We start from the raw sequence: 16,446 nt of genomic DNA, 5'->3' as shown, positions 1-16,446 counted from the left end.
ATTTTCACCCTCTATGATCCCAGGGCGTTTGCGTCCACACTTATTCCATCGAAACGAACTGAGGGTGAAAACAATGATCTACTTACGCAAAGCAAACGAACGTGGTCACGCGAATCATGGCTGGCTGGACTCATGGCATTCATTCTCGTTTGCCGACTACTACGACCCGAACTTTATGGGCTTCTCCGCACTGCGCGTGATTAACGACGACGTGATTGATGCAGGCCAGGGCTTTGGTACCCACCCGCACAAAGACATGGAAATCCTGACCTATGTGCTGGAAGGGGCGGTTGAGCACCAGGACAGCATGGGCAACAAAGAGCAGGTTCCGGCGGGCGAGTTCCAGATTATGAGCGCGGGTACCGGGGTGCGTCACTCTGAGTACAACCCGAGCAAAACGGAAAAACTGCACCTGTATCAAATCTGGATCATTCCAGAAGAGACCGGCATCACGCCACGCTACGAGCAGCGCCGCTTCGACGCGAAACAGGGCAAACAGCTGGTGCTGTCCCCGGATGCGCGTGAAGGTTCCCTGAAAGTGCATCAGGATATGGAGCTGTACCGCTGGGCGCTGGCGAAAGATGAACAGTCTGTACACCAGATTGCCGCTAACCGCCGCGTGTGGATCCAGGTGGTGAAAGGTGAAGTGTCCATCAACGGCACCAAAGCGACAACCGCCGATGGCCTGGCAGTCTGGGATGAGCAGGCGCTCTCCGTGCATGCCGACAGCGAAAGTGAAATTCTGCTGTTTGACCTGCCGCCGGTCTAAATAATTTCTCAACCTTCCCTTTAAACGGGGAAGGTTGAGCTTTGTCCGTGATAAACTGAGCAAATCTCTCACTTCAAGATTTCTCAGGACGATGAAAAAGAAACGCCCCGTACTTCAGGATGTCGCCGATCGCGTCGGTGTGACCAAAATGACGGTCAGCCGTTTTTTACGTAACCCGGAACAGGTTTCCGTGGCGTTGCGTGGCAAGATTGCCGCCGCCCTTGATGAACTGGGTTATATCCCCAACCGCGCGCCCGATATTCTCTCCAATGCGACCAGCCGTGCGGTGGGCGTCCTGCTTCCTTCCTTAACCAACCAGGTATTCGCCGAAGTGCTGCGTGGCATTGAAAGCGTCACCGATGCGTTTGGCTATCAGACCATGCTCGCCCACTACGGGTACAAGCCGGAACTGGAAGAGGAACGTCTTGAATCGATGCTTTCCTGGAACATCGACGGCCTGATTTTAACGGAACGTACTCACACCCCGCGCACGCTGAAAATGATTGAAGTGGCAGGCATTCCGGTGGTGGAACTGATGGACAGCCAGTCGCCGTGCCTCGACATCGCCGTGGGGTTCGATAACTTTGAAGCGGCGCGTCAGATGACGGCGGCGATCATCGCCCGCGGTCATCGCCATGTGGCCTATCTGGGTGCGCGTCTGGATGAACGTACTATCATCAAACAGAAGGGATACGAGCAGGCGATGCTCGACGCTGGTTTGACCCCGTACAGCGTGATGGTGGAGCAATCTTCTTCTTACACGTCGGGTATTGAGCTGATGCGTCAGGCGCGACGCGAGTATCCGCAACTGGACGGTATTTTCTGCACCAACGATGACCTTGCGGTCGGCGCCGCGTTTGAGTGCCAGCGTCTGGGTTTAAAAATCCCGGATGATATGGCGATTGCCGGCTTCCACGGCCACGACATTGGCCAGGTGATGGAGCCGCGTCTGGCGAGCGTCCTGACCCCGCGTGAACGCATGGGCCGCATTGGCGCAGAACGCCTGCTGGCGCGCATTCGTGGTGAGGCAGTTACTCCTAAAATGTTAGATTTAGGTTTCACCTTGTCACCAGGTGGATCTATTTAATCCGACAAATTTGAAGTAGCTCACACTTATTCACTTCGCGCACGTTTGGATATTGCTTCTCATATGCCCCGGCAGGACAATGTTACCGATAACTGTTACCCGTAACAATTGACTGAGGGACACCCTTTGAGCACGACTAATCACGATCACCACGTTTACGTCCTGATGGGCGTGTCCGGTAGCGGTAAATCTGCCGTGGCGAGCGAAGTGGCGCATCAACTCCAGGCTGCGTTTCTTGATGGTGACTTCCTCCATCCGCGCAGCAACATCATGAAAATGGCTTCCGGCGAGCCGCTGAACGACGACGACCGCAAACCATGGTTGCAGGCGCTGAATGACGCCGCGTTCGCGATGCAGCGCACCAATAAAGTCTCCCTGATCGTCTGTTCCGCACTGAAAAAAACCTATCGCGACCTGCTGCGCGACGGCAACCCGAACCTCTCTTTCATCTACCTGAAAGGTGATTTCGGGGTGATTGAAAGCCGCCTGAAGGCGCGTAAAGGCCACTTCTTCAAAACCCAGATGCTGGTAACGCAGTTCGAAGCGTTGCAGGAGCCGGGAGCTGACGAACAGGATGTCTTAGTGGTTGATATCGATCAGCCGCTGGAAGGTGTTGTTGCCAGCACCATCGAGGTTATTAATAAAAGGCAGTAAGTTTTGAGTACATTAACGCTAGTTTTGACAGCAGTGGGTTCCGTATTGCTGCTGCTGTTTTTAGTGATGAAGGCGCGTATGCACGCCTTTGTGGCTTTGATGGTGGTTTCTATTGGTGCCGGTCTCTTTTCCGGCATGCCGCTCGACAAAATCGCGGCGACGATGGAAAAAGGGATGGGCGGCACGCTCGGCTTCCTGGCCATTGTGGTGGCGCTGGGCGCGATGTTTGGCAAGATTTTGCACGAGACGGGCGCGGTCGATCAGATTGCCGTCAAGATGCTGAAATCCTTCGGGCACAGCCGTGCGCACTACGCGATTGGTCTGGCCGGTCTGATTTGCGCGCTGCCGCTGTTCTTTGAAGTGGCGGTGGTGCTGCTGATTAGCGTGGCGTTCTCCATGGCGCGGCATACTGGTACCAACCTCGTGAAGCTGGTCATTCCGCTGTTTGCGGGCGTGGCGGCTGCGGCGGCGTTCCTGCTGCCGGGGCCTGCGCCGATGCTGCTGGCCTCCCAGATGCATGCTGACTTTGGCTGGATGATCCTGATTGGCCTGTGTGCGGCAATTCCGGGGATGATTATCGCCGGTCCGCTGTGGGGCAACTTCATCAGCCGTTACGTTGAGCTGCACATTCCGGATGACATCTCCGAGCCGCACCTGGGCGAGGGCAAAATGCCGTCCTTCGGCTTCAGCCTGTCGCTGATCCTGCTGCCGCTGGTGCTGGTGGGCCTGAAAACCATCGCTGCGCGCTTTGTGCCGGTGGGGTCAACCGCTTACGAATGGTTCGAATTTATTGGTCATCCGTTCACCGCGATCCTGGTGGCGTGTCTGGTAGCAATTTACGGCCTGGCGATGCGTCAGGGTATGCCGAAAGACCGCGTGATGGAGATCTGTGGTGCCGCGCTGCAACCGGCGGGGATTATCCTGCTGGTGATCGGGGCGGGCGGCGTGTTTAAGCAGGTGCTGGTGGATTCCGGCGTTGGCCCGGCGCTGGGCGAAGCGCTGACCGGGATGGGGCTGCCGATTGCAGTCACCTGTTTCGTGCTGGCCGCGGCGGTACGTATCATTCAGGGCTCCGCGACCGTAGCGTGCTTAACCGCCGTGGGTCTGGTGATGCCGGTGATTGAACAGCTGAACTACTCCGGTGCGCAGATGGCGGCGCTCTCTATCTGTATCGCGGGTGGCTCGATTGTGGTTTCTCACGTTAACGACGCGGGCTTCTGGCTGTTCGGTAAATTTACCGGCGCGACCGAAGCGCAAACCCTGAAAACCTGGACGCTGATGGAAACCATCCTCGGCACGACGGGTGCGATTGTTGGGATGATTGCGTTTACTTTGCTGAGCTAATCCCGGTTTTCTCCCTCTCCCGGTGGGAGAGGGTTGGGGTGAGGGCATCAGGCCGCAGAGGGCGTATTTTGTCGGGTGGCGGCTTCGCCTTACCCGACCTACAAAAGTAGGTGCTGGTTTGCTCCGTCTCCCTGTGGGTGAGGGCATCAGGCCGCAGAGGTCTTAATTTGTCGGGTGGCGGCTTCGCCTTACCCGACCTACAAAAACCTCAGGTCCCGTAGGCCGGGTAAGCGTAAGCGCCACCCGGCTTTTTTACAGCGGCACGATGCCTTCCTTTGTGCGCAACCAGCGCGGCGCTTTCAGCGTATCACTGTAAAACCCCACTAAATCCTGCAACAAATCTCCTGCGACTCTTTCATCGCTCGTCGAGAGCGTTCGAGCCAACAGCATTTGCGTTAGCAGCTGGCAGTATCTCCCCAGTTGATCGATCTCCGGTTCAAAGACCGGCACGTCCAGCGGCAGGTCATCCACCGTCAGGCTGGCTTTTAAATATTCCGGAACAGGTTCAAGCAGCGTTGGCTGGAGCAGGGTGAGGCAGGCGGAAAGCCGTCCGCATAGCGCCATCTTTTGTGCTGAATCGTCACATTCAACCAGCACGTCTACGAATCGCTCGCAGTTGTCCGCCAGTTCGGTGAAATCGGTAGTGTGATCGAACGGGGTAGTAAATAAAGTGTGAGAAAAGTTAGGGGGAGTAGTCATAAGACAGCCTCTAATGAGTTGAGTTGACCATCTTTGGAGGGACCAACCTCACTGGTGATGGACTGAACGGAGTTGGTCCTACCGGCCTCATCAGCTACCGGCGCGCCTTGCGGCGCCACCGTCCAGCCCACCATTGAAGTGTAACTGACTGCGCGATAAAAAGAGATTCATCGCGGATGAGGATAACAGGGGACCAACCCTGACGCCTGATTTTGCAGGCGCGGCAAGAAGATACTGCGTTGGGGGCGGAGTGGCAAGAGAGGCTCTGGAAGGCGGCTCGCAAAACGAAATATTATTTTAGGGTGCGGCCTGATGCCCTCACCCCGGCCCTCTCCCACGGGGAGAGGGGGCAAATACTAAAAACGGCAATCTAAGATTACCGTTTTGCTTTTACCTACCCTTTCATCCATGCCCGGATCCCGTCCAGGAACATCTGCGTCGCCATCATCACCAGAATCAGCCCCATCAGGCGCTCCAGCGCGTTCACCCCTTTCTCACCCAGCAGGCGCAGGAACAGCGACGACTGCAACAGGATAATAAACGTCCCGCCCCAGGCGATCAGCAGGGCAATCACCAGATGGCTCATCTGATTCGGATACTGATGCGACAGCAGCATCAGCGTCGCCAGAATCGTTGGCCCGGCGACCAGCGGAATTGCCAGCGGCACGATAAACGGCTCTTCACCCGCAGGCAGGCCGCTGCTGCTGCCCTCCGCGCTCGGGAAAATCATCTTAATAGCAATCAGGAACAAAATGATCCCGCCGGAAATGGAGACCGTTTCGGCGCGTAAGTTCAGGAAAGCGAGGATTTTTTCACCGGCGAACAGGAAGATAAACATCACTAGCAGGGCGATGAGCAGCTCGCGGATCATGATCGCCCGGCGGCGCTTCGGCTCGGTATGCTTCAGCACCGACATGAAGATCGGCAGATTACCGAGCGGATCCATAATCAGGATCAATAAAACCGCTGCGGAAATGATTTCACTCATCTTAAATTATCCCTGATACTTATTGTGGTCATTGCGATGATTAGCACTTTTTCTGATTGCCGGGCAATCATCGATTAATTTCGCTTGCGACTTTGGCAGCATTTTGTAATGTGAAGCATATCCCAGTTCAATACTGGCTTGCACAATCAGCACACACCCCTTGCAGGAAAAAAATGCTATGAAAAACGTTGGTTTTATCGGCTGGCGCGGTATGGTCGGCTCTGTACTCATGCAACGCATGGTTGAAGAGCGCGATTTCGACGCCATCCGCCCGGTCTTCTTCTCCACTTCCCAGCTCGGCCAGGCTGCACCGTCCTTTGGGGGTACCACAGGCACGTTGCAGGATGCTTACGATCTGGAAGCGCTGAAGGCACTCGACATTATTGTGACCTGCCAGGGCGGCGATTATACCAACGAAATCTATCCGAAGCTGCGTGAAAGCGGCTGGCAGGGCTACTGGATTGATGCGGCCTCTTCGCTTCGCATGAAAGACGATGCCATCATTATTCTTGACCCGGTTAACCAGGGCGTCATCACCGACGGCCTGAACAACGGCGTGAAAACCTTTGTTGGCGGTAACTGCACCGTCAGCCTGATGCTGATGTCCCTCGGCGGCCTGTTCGCACAGGATCTGGTGGAGTGGGTCTCCGTGGCGACCTACCAGGCGGCCTCCGGCGGCGGCGCGCGTCATATGCGTGAGCTGCTGACCCAGATGGGCCAGCTGCACCAGAGCGTCGCTGCCGAGCTGGCAGACCCGGCGTCCGCCATCCTCGACATCGAACGTAAAGTCACTCAGCTCACCCGCAGCGGCGAGCTGCCGGTGGATAACTTTGGCGTACCGCTGGCCGGTGGCCTGATCCCGTGGATCGACAAACAGCTGGATAACGGCCAGACCCGCGAAGAGTGGAAGGGCCAGGCTGAGACCAACAAAATCCTCGGCACCGCGAACACCATTCCGGTTGACGGTCTGTGCGTGCGTATCGGCGCGCTGCGCTGCCACAGCCAGGCCTTTACCATTAAACTGAAAAAAGATGTGTCTATTCCGACCGTGGAAGAGCTGCTGGCCGCACACAACCCGTGGGCGAAAGTGGTGCCAAACGATCGCGATATCACCATGCGCGAACTGACCCCGGCAGCCGTTACCGGCACGCTGACCACCCCGGTTGGTCGTCTGCGCAAGCTGAACATGGGGCCGGAGTACCTCTCCGCGTTCACCGTTGGCGATCAGCTGCTGTGGGGTGCAGCCGAGCCGCTGCGCCGCATGCTGCGCCAGCTGGCGTAATAATTTGTTAAACACGGGGGGTGATTGTCACCCCCTTTTTTTGCGTACTACATGGAGTAAAACGCAGATGTCTTATTTTTTATCAGGAGGACCCACGACGTTGGCTATGCTTTAAGGAAGATTTATTTCTCACCTGAGGGTAGGGCGGAGCAGAGAGGATTAACTGCACCGTTTAGGTCACATTAAAAGTCGTCCCGGAGCGCGTAAAAAGGGCGACATAAAAAAACAGGATGAATACCATGTCCGATCGTATTTCGAGAGACGTGATTGATGCGCTTATTGCGGGTCATTTTGCCGACCCCTTTTCTGTGCTAGGGATGCACCGTACTGACGCCGGACTGGAAGTTCGGGCGCTGTTACCGGATGCAACAGAAGTGTGGGTTATCGAATCCAAAACCGGCCGCAAGGTGGGTAATCTGGAATGCCTCGACTCGCGTGGCTTCTTCTCGGGCGTCATGCCCCGCCGTAAAAATCCTTTTCGTTATCAGCTTGCCGTTATCTGGCACGGTCAGCAAAACCTCATTGACGATCCCTATAGCTTCGGCCCGCTCTTAAAAGAGATGGACGCCTGGCTGCTGTCCGAAGGGACCCATTTACGCCCCTACGAAACGCTGGGTGCCCATGCGGATACCATGGACGGTATCACCGGCACGCGTTTTGCCGTATGGGCGCCAAACGCCCAGCGCGTCTCCGTCGTCGGGCAGTTCAACTACTGGGACGGTCGTCGTCACCCCATGCGCCTGCGCCGGGAAACCGGCATCTGGGAGCTGTTTATCCCCGGCGCGCACAACGGTCAGCTCTACAAATTCGAGATGATCGATGCCAACGGCAAGCTGCGCATTAAATCCGACCCGTACGCCTTTGAGGCAGAACTACGCCCGAATACCGCCTCGCTGATTTGCGGCCTGCCGGAGAAGGTTGTCCAGAGTGAGGAGCGCAAGCAGGCCAACCGCTTTGATGCGCCAATCTCCGTCTATGAAGTGCATCTCGGCTCGTGGCGTCGCCACACCGATAACAACTTCTGGCTGAGCTATCGCGAGCTGGCGGACCAGCTGGTGCCGTACGCCAAATGGATGGGCTTTACCCATCTGGAGCTGCTGCCGATCAACGAACACCCATTTGACGGCAGCTGGGGCTATCAGCCAACCGGGCTGTATGCGCCCACGCGCCGCTTCGGCACGCGCGATGACTTCCGCTATTTCATCGATGCCGCGCACGCCGCCGGGCTGAACGTGATCCTCGACTGGGTGCCGGGCCACTTCCCGTCGGATGATTTTGCGCTGGCAGAGTTCGACGGCACAAAGCTGTACGAGCACAGCGACCCGCGCGAAGGCTATCACCAGGACTGGAACACGCTGATCTACAACTACGGTCGCCGTGAAGTATCGAACTACCTGGTCGGGAACGCGCTGTACTGGATCGAGCGCTTCGGCATTGATGCCCTGCGCGTGGATGCGGTGGCGTCGATGATCTACCGCGACTACAGCCGCAAAGAGGGGGAGTGGATCCCGAACGAGTATGGTGGCCGTGAAAACCTCGAAGCGATTGAGTTTCTGCGCAACACCAACCGCATTATCGGCGAGCAGGTGGAAGGCGCCGTGACCATGGCGGAAGAGTCCACCGACTTCCCGGGCGTTTCCCGTCCACCGGCAATGGGTGGTCTGGGCTTCTGGTACAAATGGAACCTCGGCTGGATGCACGACACGCTCGACTACATGAAGCTCGACCCGGTTTATCGTCAGTATCACCACGATAAGCTCACCTTCGGGTTGCTCTATAACTACACCGAAAACTTCATGCTGCCGCTGTCGCACGATGAAGTGGTGCACGGCAAGAAATCCATTCTCGACCGCATGCCGGGCGACCCATGGCAGAAGTTTGCCAACCTGCGCGCTTACTACGGCTGGCTGTTTGCTTTTCCGGGTAAAAAGCTGCTGTTTATGGGTAACGAGTTCGCTCAGGGCCGCGAATGGAACCACGATACCAGCCTTGACTGGCATCTGCTGGAAGGTGCGGACAACTGGCACCACGGCGTACAGCGTCTGGTCCGTGACCTGAACCTGACTTATCGCCACCACAAAGCGCTGCACGAGCTGGACTTCGATCCGTACGGCTTTGAGTGGCTGGTGGTGGACGACCACGAGCGCTCGGTGTTTGTCTTTGTGCGCCGCGACAAGGCGGGTAACGAGATCATCGTCGCCAGCAACTTCACGCCGGTGCCGCGCGAACACTACCGCTTCGGCATTAACCAGCCGGGCAAATGGCGCGAAATTCTCAATACCGACTCCATGCACTACCACGGCAGCAACGCCGGTAACGGTGGCCTGGTGCAGAGCGATGCCATTGAAAGCCACGGCCGTCCGAACTCCCTGAGCCTGACGCTGCCGCCGCTTGGCACAATCTGGCTGGTGCGGGAGGGAGAATGACGCAGCTTACGGCAGGTAAACCCGAACCGCTCGGGGCGAGCTTTGACGGAAAGGGGGTGAACTTCACGCTCTTTTCCGCCCATGCGGAGCGGGTGGAACTCTGTGTGTTTGACGGGGAAGGTAACGAGCACCGTTACGATTTACCGGCGCGCACGGGGGATACCTGGCATGGCTACCTGGCCGGAGGACGGCCGGGGATGCACTACGGTTTTCGCGTACACGGCCCCTGGGAGCCCTCTCAGGGGCACTGGTTTAACCCGGCGAAGCTGCTGATTGACCCGTGCGCGCACCGCGTGGACGGTGAGTTTAAAGATGACTCGCTGTTCCACGTTGGCTACGGCGAACCTGACCACCGCGACAGCGCGCCCGTCGCGCCCAAAAGCGTGGTGGTGCACGATCTCTACGACTGGGAAGACGATGCCCCGCCGCGCACGCCGTGGGGCAACACCGTTATTTATGAAGCTCACGTTAAAGGGCTGACATATCTGCACCCGTCAATCCCTAAAGAGATGCGCGGCACCTACAAAGCGCTTGGGCATCCGACGATGGTCGCGTACCTGAAGCACTTAGGGATCACCGCGCTGGAGCTATTGCCCGTGGCGCATTTCGCCAGCGAGCCGCGGCTACAGCGTCTTGGGTTAAGCAACTACTGGGGCTACAACCCGCTGGCGATGTTCGCCCTCGACCCGCGCTACGCGGTGCAGCCGGAGAAGGCACGGGATGAGTTTCGCGATGCGGTGAAGGCGCTTCACGCGGCGGGTATCGAGGTCATTCTGGACGTGGTGCTGAACCACAGTGCGGAAAGCGATCTTGACGGCCCGACGCTCTCACAGCGCGGAATCGATAACCGTAGCTATTATTGGATCAGGGACGACGGCGATTACGAGAACTGGACCGGGTGCGGTAACACCCTCAACCTCAGTCATCCGGCCGTTATGCATTACGCGTACGAGTGCCTGAAATACTGGGTTGAGACGTTCCACGTGGACGGTTTTCGCTTCGACCTGGCGCCGGTGATGGGGCGCACCCCGGCGTTCAGCCAGCAGGCGCCGCTGTTTGAGGCCATCAAAAACTGCCCGGTGCTCTCAAAGGTTAAGCTGATCGCGGAGCCCTGGGACATCGGAGAGGGCGGTTATCAGGTGGGGAATTTCCCGCCGCTGTTTGCCGAGTGGAACGACCACTTCCGCGATGCCATCCGCCGCTTCTGGCTGACGCGCGATCTGTCGCTGGGGGAGTTTGCCGGTCGCTTTGCCGGCTCCAGCGATCTCTTCAAGCGTGACGGCAAACGTCCGTCGGCCACCATTAACCTGCTGACGGCACACGACGGTTTTACGCTGCGCGACTGCGTTTGTTTCAATCAGAAACACAATGAGGCAAACGGCGAGGAGAATCGCGATGGGACTAACAATAACCATAGCTTCAACCATGGTATAGAAGGGTTAGGCGGAAGTCTGGATGTGATCGAGCGGCGACGCGCCAGCGTTCATGCGCTGCTGACGACGCTTTTGTTGTCGCAGGGCACGCCGATGCTGCTGGCGGGCGATGAGCACGGCCACAGCCAGCACGGCAACAACAACGCCTATTGCCAGGACAACACCCTGACCTGGCTCGACTGGGGAGAAGCGAACAGCGGGCTGACCCATTTCACCGCGGCGCTGATCCATCTTCGCCAGCGCATCCCCGCGCTCACCGCCGACCGCTGGTGGGAAGAGGGCGACGGAAACGTTCGCTGGCTGAATAAAGACGCGCAACCGTTAAGCGCGCAAGAGTGGCAACACGGCATACCCTGTCTGCAAATCCTGCTTTCGGATGCGTGGCTGGTGACGCTGAACGCGACGGATGACGTCGCAGAGATTGTTTTACCTGACGGGGAATGGCGAGCCATTCCTCCCTTTGCCGGAGCGGATAATCCGGTTGTTATGGCTGTCTGGCACGGGCCTGCGCACGGAGTGTGCGTATTCCAAAGATGATAAAAAAGGAGTTAGTCATGGTTAGATTAGAGAAGAACGATCCGTTAATGTTGGCGCGCCAGCTACCATTAAAAACAGTTGCCCTGATACTCGCGGGCGGGCGTGGTACCCGTCTGAAAGATTTGACCATCAAGCGCGCCAAACCGGCCGTTCACTTTGGTGGTAAGTTCCGTATTATCGATTTTGCACTTTCCAACTGCCTGAACTCAGGCATTCGCCGTATTGGCGTCATTACCCAGTATCAGTCGCACACGCTGGTGCAGCACATTCAGCGCGGCTGGTCATTCTTCAGCGAAGAGATGAACGAGTTTGTCGATCTGCTCCCGGCGCAGCAGCGCGTTCACGGGGAGAACTGGTACCGCGGCACGGCGGATGCCGTGACCCAGAACCTCGACATCATTCGTCGCTACAGCGCGGAATACATCGTTATCCTCGCCGGGGACCACATCTACAAGCAAGATTACTCCCACATGCTAATCGACCACGTCGAAAAAGGGGCGCGCTGCACCGTGGCGTGTCTGCCGGTGCCTGTTGCGGAAGCAACCGCGTTTGGCGTGATGCATGTAGATGGCGACGACAAGATTATCGACTTTGTCGAAAAACCGGCGAACCCGCCAACCATGCCGGGCGACGACACCAAATCGCTCGCCAGCATGGGGATCTATGTCTTTGATGCCGATTACCTTTATGAACTGCTGGAAGAGGACGACAAAGACGAAAACTCCAGCCACGACTTCGGTAAAGATATCATCCCGAAAATTACCAAAGCTGGCATGGCGTATGCACATCCCTTCCCGCTGTCCTGCGTGCAGTCCGATCCGAATGCGGAGCCTTACTGGCGCGATGTGGGAACGCTGGAAGCGTACTGGAAAGCCAACCTCGATCTGGCGTCCGTCACGCCTGAGCTGGATATGTACGACCAGAACTGGCCGATTCGCACGCATATGGAATCGTTGCCGCCGGCGAAGTTCGTTCAGGATCGCTCCGGCAGCCACGGCATGACGCTCAACTCGCTGGTCTCTGGCGGCTGCATTATCTCCGGTTCGGTGGTGGTGCAGTCCGTGCTGTTTCCGCGCGTGCGTATAAACTCATTCTGTAATATCGATTCGGCAGTTCTGCTGCCGGATGTCTGGGTAGGACGCTCATGTCGTCTGCGTCGCTGCGTTATCGATCGTGCCTGCATCATTCCCGAAGGGATGGTGATTGGGGAAAACGCGGAAGAAGATGCGCGTCGTTTCTACCGTTCGGAAGAGGGGATCGTGTTAGTAACACGGGAAATGTTGCGGAAGCTGCAAATCAAACAGGAGCGATGATGCAGGTTTTACACGTATGTTCTGAGATGTTCCCGTTGTTAAAAACGGGCGGCCTGGCGGATGTTCTTGGTGCATTACCAGCGGCGCAAATCGCCGGAGGGGTGGATACCCGCGTGTTGTTGCCCGCTTTTCCGGATATCCGGCGCGGTATTCCCGATGCAAAGGTTGTTACCCGTCGCGAGACCTTCGCGGGACGTATCACCCTGCTGTTTGGACATTACAATGGCGTAGGGATTTACCTGATTGATGCCCCGCATTTATACGATCGACCCGGCAGCCCGTATCACGATACCAACCTGTACGCCTATACCGATAACGTGATGCGCTTTGCCCTGCTCGGCTGGGTGGGGGCGGAAATGGCCGTCGGACTGGATCCGTTCTGGCGTCCGAACGTGGTGCACGCGCATGACTGGCATGCGGGGCTGGCTCCTGCGTATCTGGCGGCGAAGGGGCACCCGGCCAAATCGGTGTTTACGGTGCACAACCTGGCGTATCAGGGCATGTATTACGCGCATCATATGAATGACATCGATCTGCCATGGTCGTTCTTTAACATGCACGGACTGGAGTTTAACGGACAGATTTCGTTCCTGAAGGCGGGTCTGTACTACGCCGACCACATCACGGCGGTCAGCCCAACCTACGCGCGGGAAATTACCCAGCCGGAGTTCGGTTACGGTATGGAAGGGCTGCTGCAACAGCGCCACCGTGAAGGTCGCCTGTCGGGCATTCTGAACGGCGTGGATGAACAGATCTGGAATCCGGAAACGGACCTCCTGCTGGCGGCGCGCTATGGTCGCGACTCCGTGGAGGACAAAGCGGAGAACAAGCGCCAGCTACAGATTGCGATGGGGCTGAAGGTCAACGACAAGGTGCCGCTGTTTGCGGTGGTCAGCCGCCTGACCAGCCAGAAAGGGCTGGATCTGGTGCTGGAAGCGCTGCCGGGATTACTGGAGCAGGGCGGCCAGCTGGCGCTGCTCGGCGCGGGCGACCCGGTATTGCAGGAAGGTTTCCTTGCGGCCGCGGCGGAACATCCGGGGCAGGTGGGCGTGCAGATTGGCTATCACGAAGCGTTCTCGCACCGCATCATGGGCGGCGCGGACGTGATTCTGGTGCCGAGCCGCTTCGAGCCCTGCGGCCTGACGCAGCTCTATGGTCTGAAATACGGCACGTTGCCGCTGGTACGCCGCACGGGCGGGCTGGCGGATACGGTGTCTGACAGCTCCCTGGAAAACCTGGCGGACGGTATCGCCAGCGGGTTTGTTTTCGAGGACAGTAATGCCTGGTCGCTGCTTCGGGCGATCCGGCGTGCTTTCGTCTTGTGGTCCCGTCCATCCCTGTGGCGTTACGTACAACGTCAGGCGATGTCCATGGACTTTGGCTGGCACGTTGCGGCGCAGTCCTACCGCGACCTTTATCAACGCTTGATGTAACGAGGCGAAGTTACTGATATGAATGCTCCATTTAGCTACTCTTCCCCCACGCTCAGCGTTGAGGCGTTGAAACACTCCATCGCCTATAAGCTGATGTTTACCATTGGGAAAGATCCCGTTATTGCCAACAAACATGAGTGGCTGAACGCCACGCTGTTTGCGGTGCGTGACCGTATGGTCGAACGCTGGCTGCGCTCCAACCGCGCCCAGCTTTCGCAGGAGACGCGACAGGTGTATTACCTGTCGATGGAGTTTCTGATTGGTCGCACCCTCTCCAATGCGCTGTTATCGCTCGGGATTTATGACGACGTCAAAAACGCACTGGAAGAGATGGGGCTGGATTTAGAAGAGCTGATTGACGAAGAGAACGACCCGGGGCTGGGTAACGGTGGTCTCGGGCGTCTTGCCGCCTGTTTCCTCGATTCACTGGCGACGCTGGCGCTGCCGGGGCGCGGCTACGGTATTCGCTACGACTACGGTATGTTCAAGCAGAACATCGTGGATGGTCGTCAGAAAGAGTCTCCAGACTACTGGCTGGAGTACGGTAACCCGTGGGAGTTCAAGCGCCACAACACGCGCTACAAGGTGCGTTTTGGCGGGCGTATTCAGCAGGAAGGGAAAAAATCCCGCTGGGTGGAAACCGAGGAGATCCTCGCCGTGGCCTATGACCAGATCATCCCCGGCTACGACACCGATGCGACCAATACGCTGCGCCTGTGGAACGCGCAGGCCAGTAGCGAGATCAACCTGGGTAAATTCAACCAGGGTGACTACTTCGCGGCGGTGGAAGATAAAAACCACTCCGAGAATGTGTCACGCGTCCTGTATCCGGATGACTCGACCTACTCAGGCCGCGAGCTGCGCCTGCGTCAGGAGTATTTCCTCGTCTCGGCAACGATTCAGGATATCCTTAGCCGTCACTATCAGCTGCACAAAACCTATGCGAATCTGGCGGAAAAAACCGCCATTCACCTCAACGATACCCATCCGGTGCTGTCGATCCCTGAGCTGATGCGCCTGCTGATTGACGAGCATAAGTTCAGCTGGGATGACGCGTTTGAAGTAACCTGCCAGGTGTTCTCGTACACCAACCATACGCTGATGAGCGAAGCGCTGGAGACGTGGCCGGTGGATATGCTCGGCAAAATTCTGCCGCGCCATCTGCAAATCATCTTCGAGATCAACGACTACTTCCTCAAGACCTTGCAGGAGCAGTACCCGAACGATACCGGTCTGCTGAGCCGCGCCTCGATCATTGATGAATCCAACGGGCGTCGCGTACGCATGGCCTGGCTGGCGGTGGTGATTAGCCACAAGGTGAACGGCGTGTCAGAGCTGCACTCGAACCTGATGGTGCAGTCGCTGTTTGCGGACTTCGCGAAGATCTTCCCGACGCGTTTCTGCAACGTGACCAACGGCGTCACCCCGCGCCGCTGGCTGGCGCTGGCGAACCAGCCGCTCTCCGATGTTCTGGATGAGAACATTGGCCGCACCTGGCGCACCGATTTGAGCCAGCTGAGCGAGCTGGAGCAGCACATTGATTTCCCGACGGTGAATAAAGCGGTACGGGAAGCCAAGCTGCTGAACAAGAAGCGTCTGGCGGTCTGGCTGGCGATGCATCTGAACGTGGTGGCGAACCCGAAAGCGCTGTTCGACGTGCAAATCAAACGTATCCACGAGTACAAGCGTCAGCTGATGAATGTCCTGCACGTTATTACCCACTACAACCGCATTAAGGCTGACCCGACGGCGGAGTGGGTGCCGCGCGTGAAAATCTTTGCCGGTAAGGCGGCGTCCGCGTACTACATGGCGAAGCACATCATTCATCTCATCAACGATGTGGCGAAGGTGGTGAATCACGATCCGGACATTGGCGATAAGCTGAAGGTCGTGTTTATCCCGAACTACAGCGTAAGCCTGGCGCAGCTGATTATTCCGGCGGCGGATCTCTCTGAGCAGATTTCCACGGCGGGGACGGAAGCATCCGGCACCAGTAACATGAAGTTTGCCCTGAACGGCGCGCTGACTATCGGCACGCTGGACGGCGCAAATGTCGAAATGCTGGAGCATGTGGGCGCGGAGAATATCTTTATTTTCGGGAATACGGCGGAAGAGGTGGAGGCGCTGCGCAAGCAGGGCTACTCGCCGCGTGAGTATTATGAAGAGGATGAAGAGTTACGCCAGGTGCTGACGCAAATCGCCACTGGCGTGTTTAACCCTGAGGAGCCCGGACGCTATCGCGATCTGGTGGACTCGCTGATTAACTTTGGCGATCACTATCAGGTGCTGGCGGATTACCGCAGCTACGTGGATTGTCAGGATAAGGTGGACGAACTGTACCGTCAGCAGGAGAAGTGGACCAGCGCCGCGATGCATAACATCGCCAACATGGGATACTTCTCGTCGGACAGGACCATCAAAGAGTATGCCGAGAATATCTGGCATATTGATCCGGTGCGGTTGTAAAAACAAAGCCCGGTG

At 57.4% G+C, this 16,446-nt stretch carries 12 protein-coding genes; 10 read left to right on the top strand and 2 right to left on the bottom strand.

All coding sequences use genetic code 11. The features are described from left to right. The first annotated feature begins 73 nt into the window (after positions 1 to 73). From ACWKXX_RS15855 to gntU, 4 genes are all read left to right on the top strand, one after another. Positions 74 to 769 carry a pirin family protein gene (locus ACWKXX_RS15855; protein ID WP_003861565.1) on the top strand — a complete coding sequence of 232 codons (696 nt, stop codon included), beginning with the start codon at positions 74 to 76 and terminating at the stop codon, positions 767 to 769. Between the two features lie 91 nt (positions 770 to 860). After that, a complete protein-coding gene (gene gntR / locus ACWKXX_RS15850; RefSeq protein ID WP_003861567.1) occupies positions 861 to 1,856 on the top strand; it encodes a gluconate operon transcriptional repressor GntR in 996 nt (331 codons plus the stop codon). A gap of 126 nt (positions 1,857 to 1,982) precedes the next feature. Next, positions 1,983 to 2,510: a gluconokinase gene (gntK, locus tag ACWKXX_RS15845; protein ID WP_003861569.1), complete on the top strand. Its 528-nt coding sequence runs from the start codon at positions 1,983 to 1,985 to the stop codon at positions 2,508 to 2,510. A gap of 3 nt (positions 2,511 to 2,513) precedes the next feature. Next, entirely contained in the window at positions 2,514 to 3,854 is a 1,341-nt protein-coding gene (gene gntU, locus ACWKXX_RS15840; RefSeq protein ID WP_023295539.1) for a gluconate transporter, read from the top strand. Between the two features lie 252 nt (positions 3,855 to 4,106). Here the strand turns inward: gntU and ACWKXX_RS15835 are convergent, their stop codons facing one another. Both ACWKXX_RS15835 and yhgN read right to left on the bottom strand, forming a co-directional pair. After that, on the bottom strand, positions 4,107 to 4,553 hold the full coding sequence (locus ACWKXX_RS15835; RefSeq protein ID WP_261665941.1) for a hypothetical protein: 447 nt from the start codon (positions 4,551 to 4,553) through the stop codon (positions 4,107 to 4,109). A 394-nt stretch (positions 4,554 to 4,947) separates the two neighbouring features. Beyond that, complete coding sequence (gene yhgN / locus ACWKXX_RS15830) at positions 4,948 to 5,541, bottom strand: NAAT family transporter YhgN (protein WP_003861574.1); 594 nt, start codon at positions 5,539 to 5,541, stop codon at positions 4,948 to 4,950. A gap of 178 nt (positions 5,542 to 5,719) precedes the next feature. Here yhgN and asd point away from each other — a divergent pair, with 178 nt between their 5' ends. The 6 genes from asd to glgP all read left to right on the top strand — a co-directional run bounded on the left by asd (position 5,720) and on the right by glgP (position 16,431). Continuing rightward, entirely contained in the window at positions 5,720 to 6,823 is a 1,104-nt protein-coding gene (gene asd / locus ACWKXX_RS15825) for an aspartate-semialdehyde dehydrogenase (protein ID WP_003861575.1), read from the top strand. Between the two features lie 239 nt (positions 6,824 to 7,062). Then, positions 7,063 to 9,249, top strand: a complete 2,187-nt coding sequence (glgB, locus tag ACWKXX_RS15820) for a 1,4-alpha-glucan branching enzyme (protein WP_454540833.1) — start codon at positions 7,063 to 7,065, stop codon at positions 9,247 to 9,249. Next, the gene (gene glgX, locus ACWKXX_RS15815) at positions 9,246 to 11,219 is read left to right on the top strand and encodes a glycogen debranching protein GlgX (protein WP_015571457.1); all 1,974 of its coding nucleotides are present in this window, start codon (positions 9,246 to 9,248) and stop codon (positions 11,217 to 11,219) included. The genes glgB and glgX overlap by 4 nt, the downstream gene beginning before the upstream one ends. Positions 11,220 to 11,236: 17 nt before the next feature. Next, positions 11,237 to 12,532, top strand: a complete 1,296-nt coding sequence (glgC, locus tag ACWKXX_RS15810; RefSeq protein WP_017384139.1) for a glucose-1-phosphate adenylyltransferase — start codon at positions 11,237 to 11,239, stop codon at positions 12,530 to 12,532. Next, complete coding sequence (gene glgA, locus ACWKXX_RS15805) at positions 12,532 to 13,965, top strand: glycogen synthase GlgA (RefSeq protein ID WP_017384140.1); 1,434 nt, start codon at positions 12,532 to 12,534, stop codon at positions 13,963 to 13,965. Before glgC ends, glgA begins: the two co-directional genes overlap by 1 nt. Positions 13,966 to 13,983: 18 nt before the next feature. Then, positions 13,984 to 16,431, top strand: a complete 2,448-nt coding sequence (gene glgP, locus ACWKXX_RS15800; protein ID WP_032103634.1) for a glycogen phosphorylase — start codon at positions 13,984 to 13,986, stop codon at positions 16,429 to 16,431. Positions 16,432 to 16,446 lie beyond the last annotated feature (15 nt).

It is taken from the genome of Enterobacter sp. UPMP2061, assembly GCF_053709615.1.
This window is presented reverse-complemented; position numbering and strand designations above follow the sequence as displayed.

Excerpts from the sequence above, each read along its gene's own strand:
- yhgN (WP_003861574.1), bottom strand. The coding sequence starts at position 5,541 with ATGAGTGAAATCATTTCCGCAGCGGTTTTATTGATCCTGATTATGGAT.
- ACWKXX_RS15855 (WP_003861565.1), top strand. The coding sequence starts at position 74 with ATGATCTACTTACGCAAAGCAAACGAACGTGGTCACGCGAATCATGGC.
- asd (WP_003861575.1), top strand. The coding sequence starts at position 5,720 with ATGAAAAACGTTGGTTTTATCGGCTGGCGCGGTATGGTCGGCTCTGTA.
- glgP (WP_032103634.1), top strand. The coding sequence starts at position 13,984 with ATGAATGCTCCATTTAGCTACTCTTCCCCCACGCTCAGCGTTGAGGCG.
- gntR (WP_003861567.1), top strand. The coding sequence starts at position 861 with ATGAAAAAGAAACGCCCCGTACTTCAGGATGTCGCCGATCGCGTCGGT.
- glgA (WP_017384140.1), top strand. The coding sequence starts at position 12,532 with ATGCAGGTTTTACACGTATGTTCTGAGATGTTCCCGTTGTTAAAAACG.
- glgX (WP_015571457.1), top strand. The coding sequence starts at position 9,246 with ATGACGCAGCTTACGGCAGGTAAACCCGAACCGCTCGGGGCGAGCTTT.
- ACWKXX_RS15835 (WP_261665941.1), bottom strand. The coding sequence starts at position 4,553 with ATGACTACTCCCCCTAACTTTTCTCACACTTTATTTACTACCCCGTTC.
- glgB (WP_454540833.1), top strand. The coding sequence starts at position 7,063 with ATGTCCGATCGTATTTCGAGAGACGTGATTGATGCGCTTATTGCGGGT.
- glgC (WP_017384139.1), top strand. The coding sequence starts at position 11,237 with ATGGTTAGATTAGAGAAGAACGATCCGTTAATGTTGGCGCGCCAGCTA.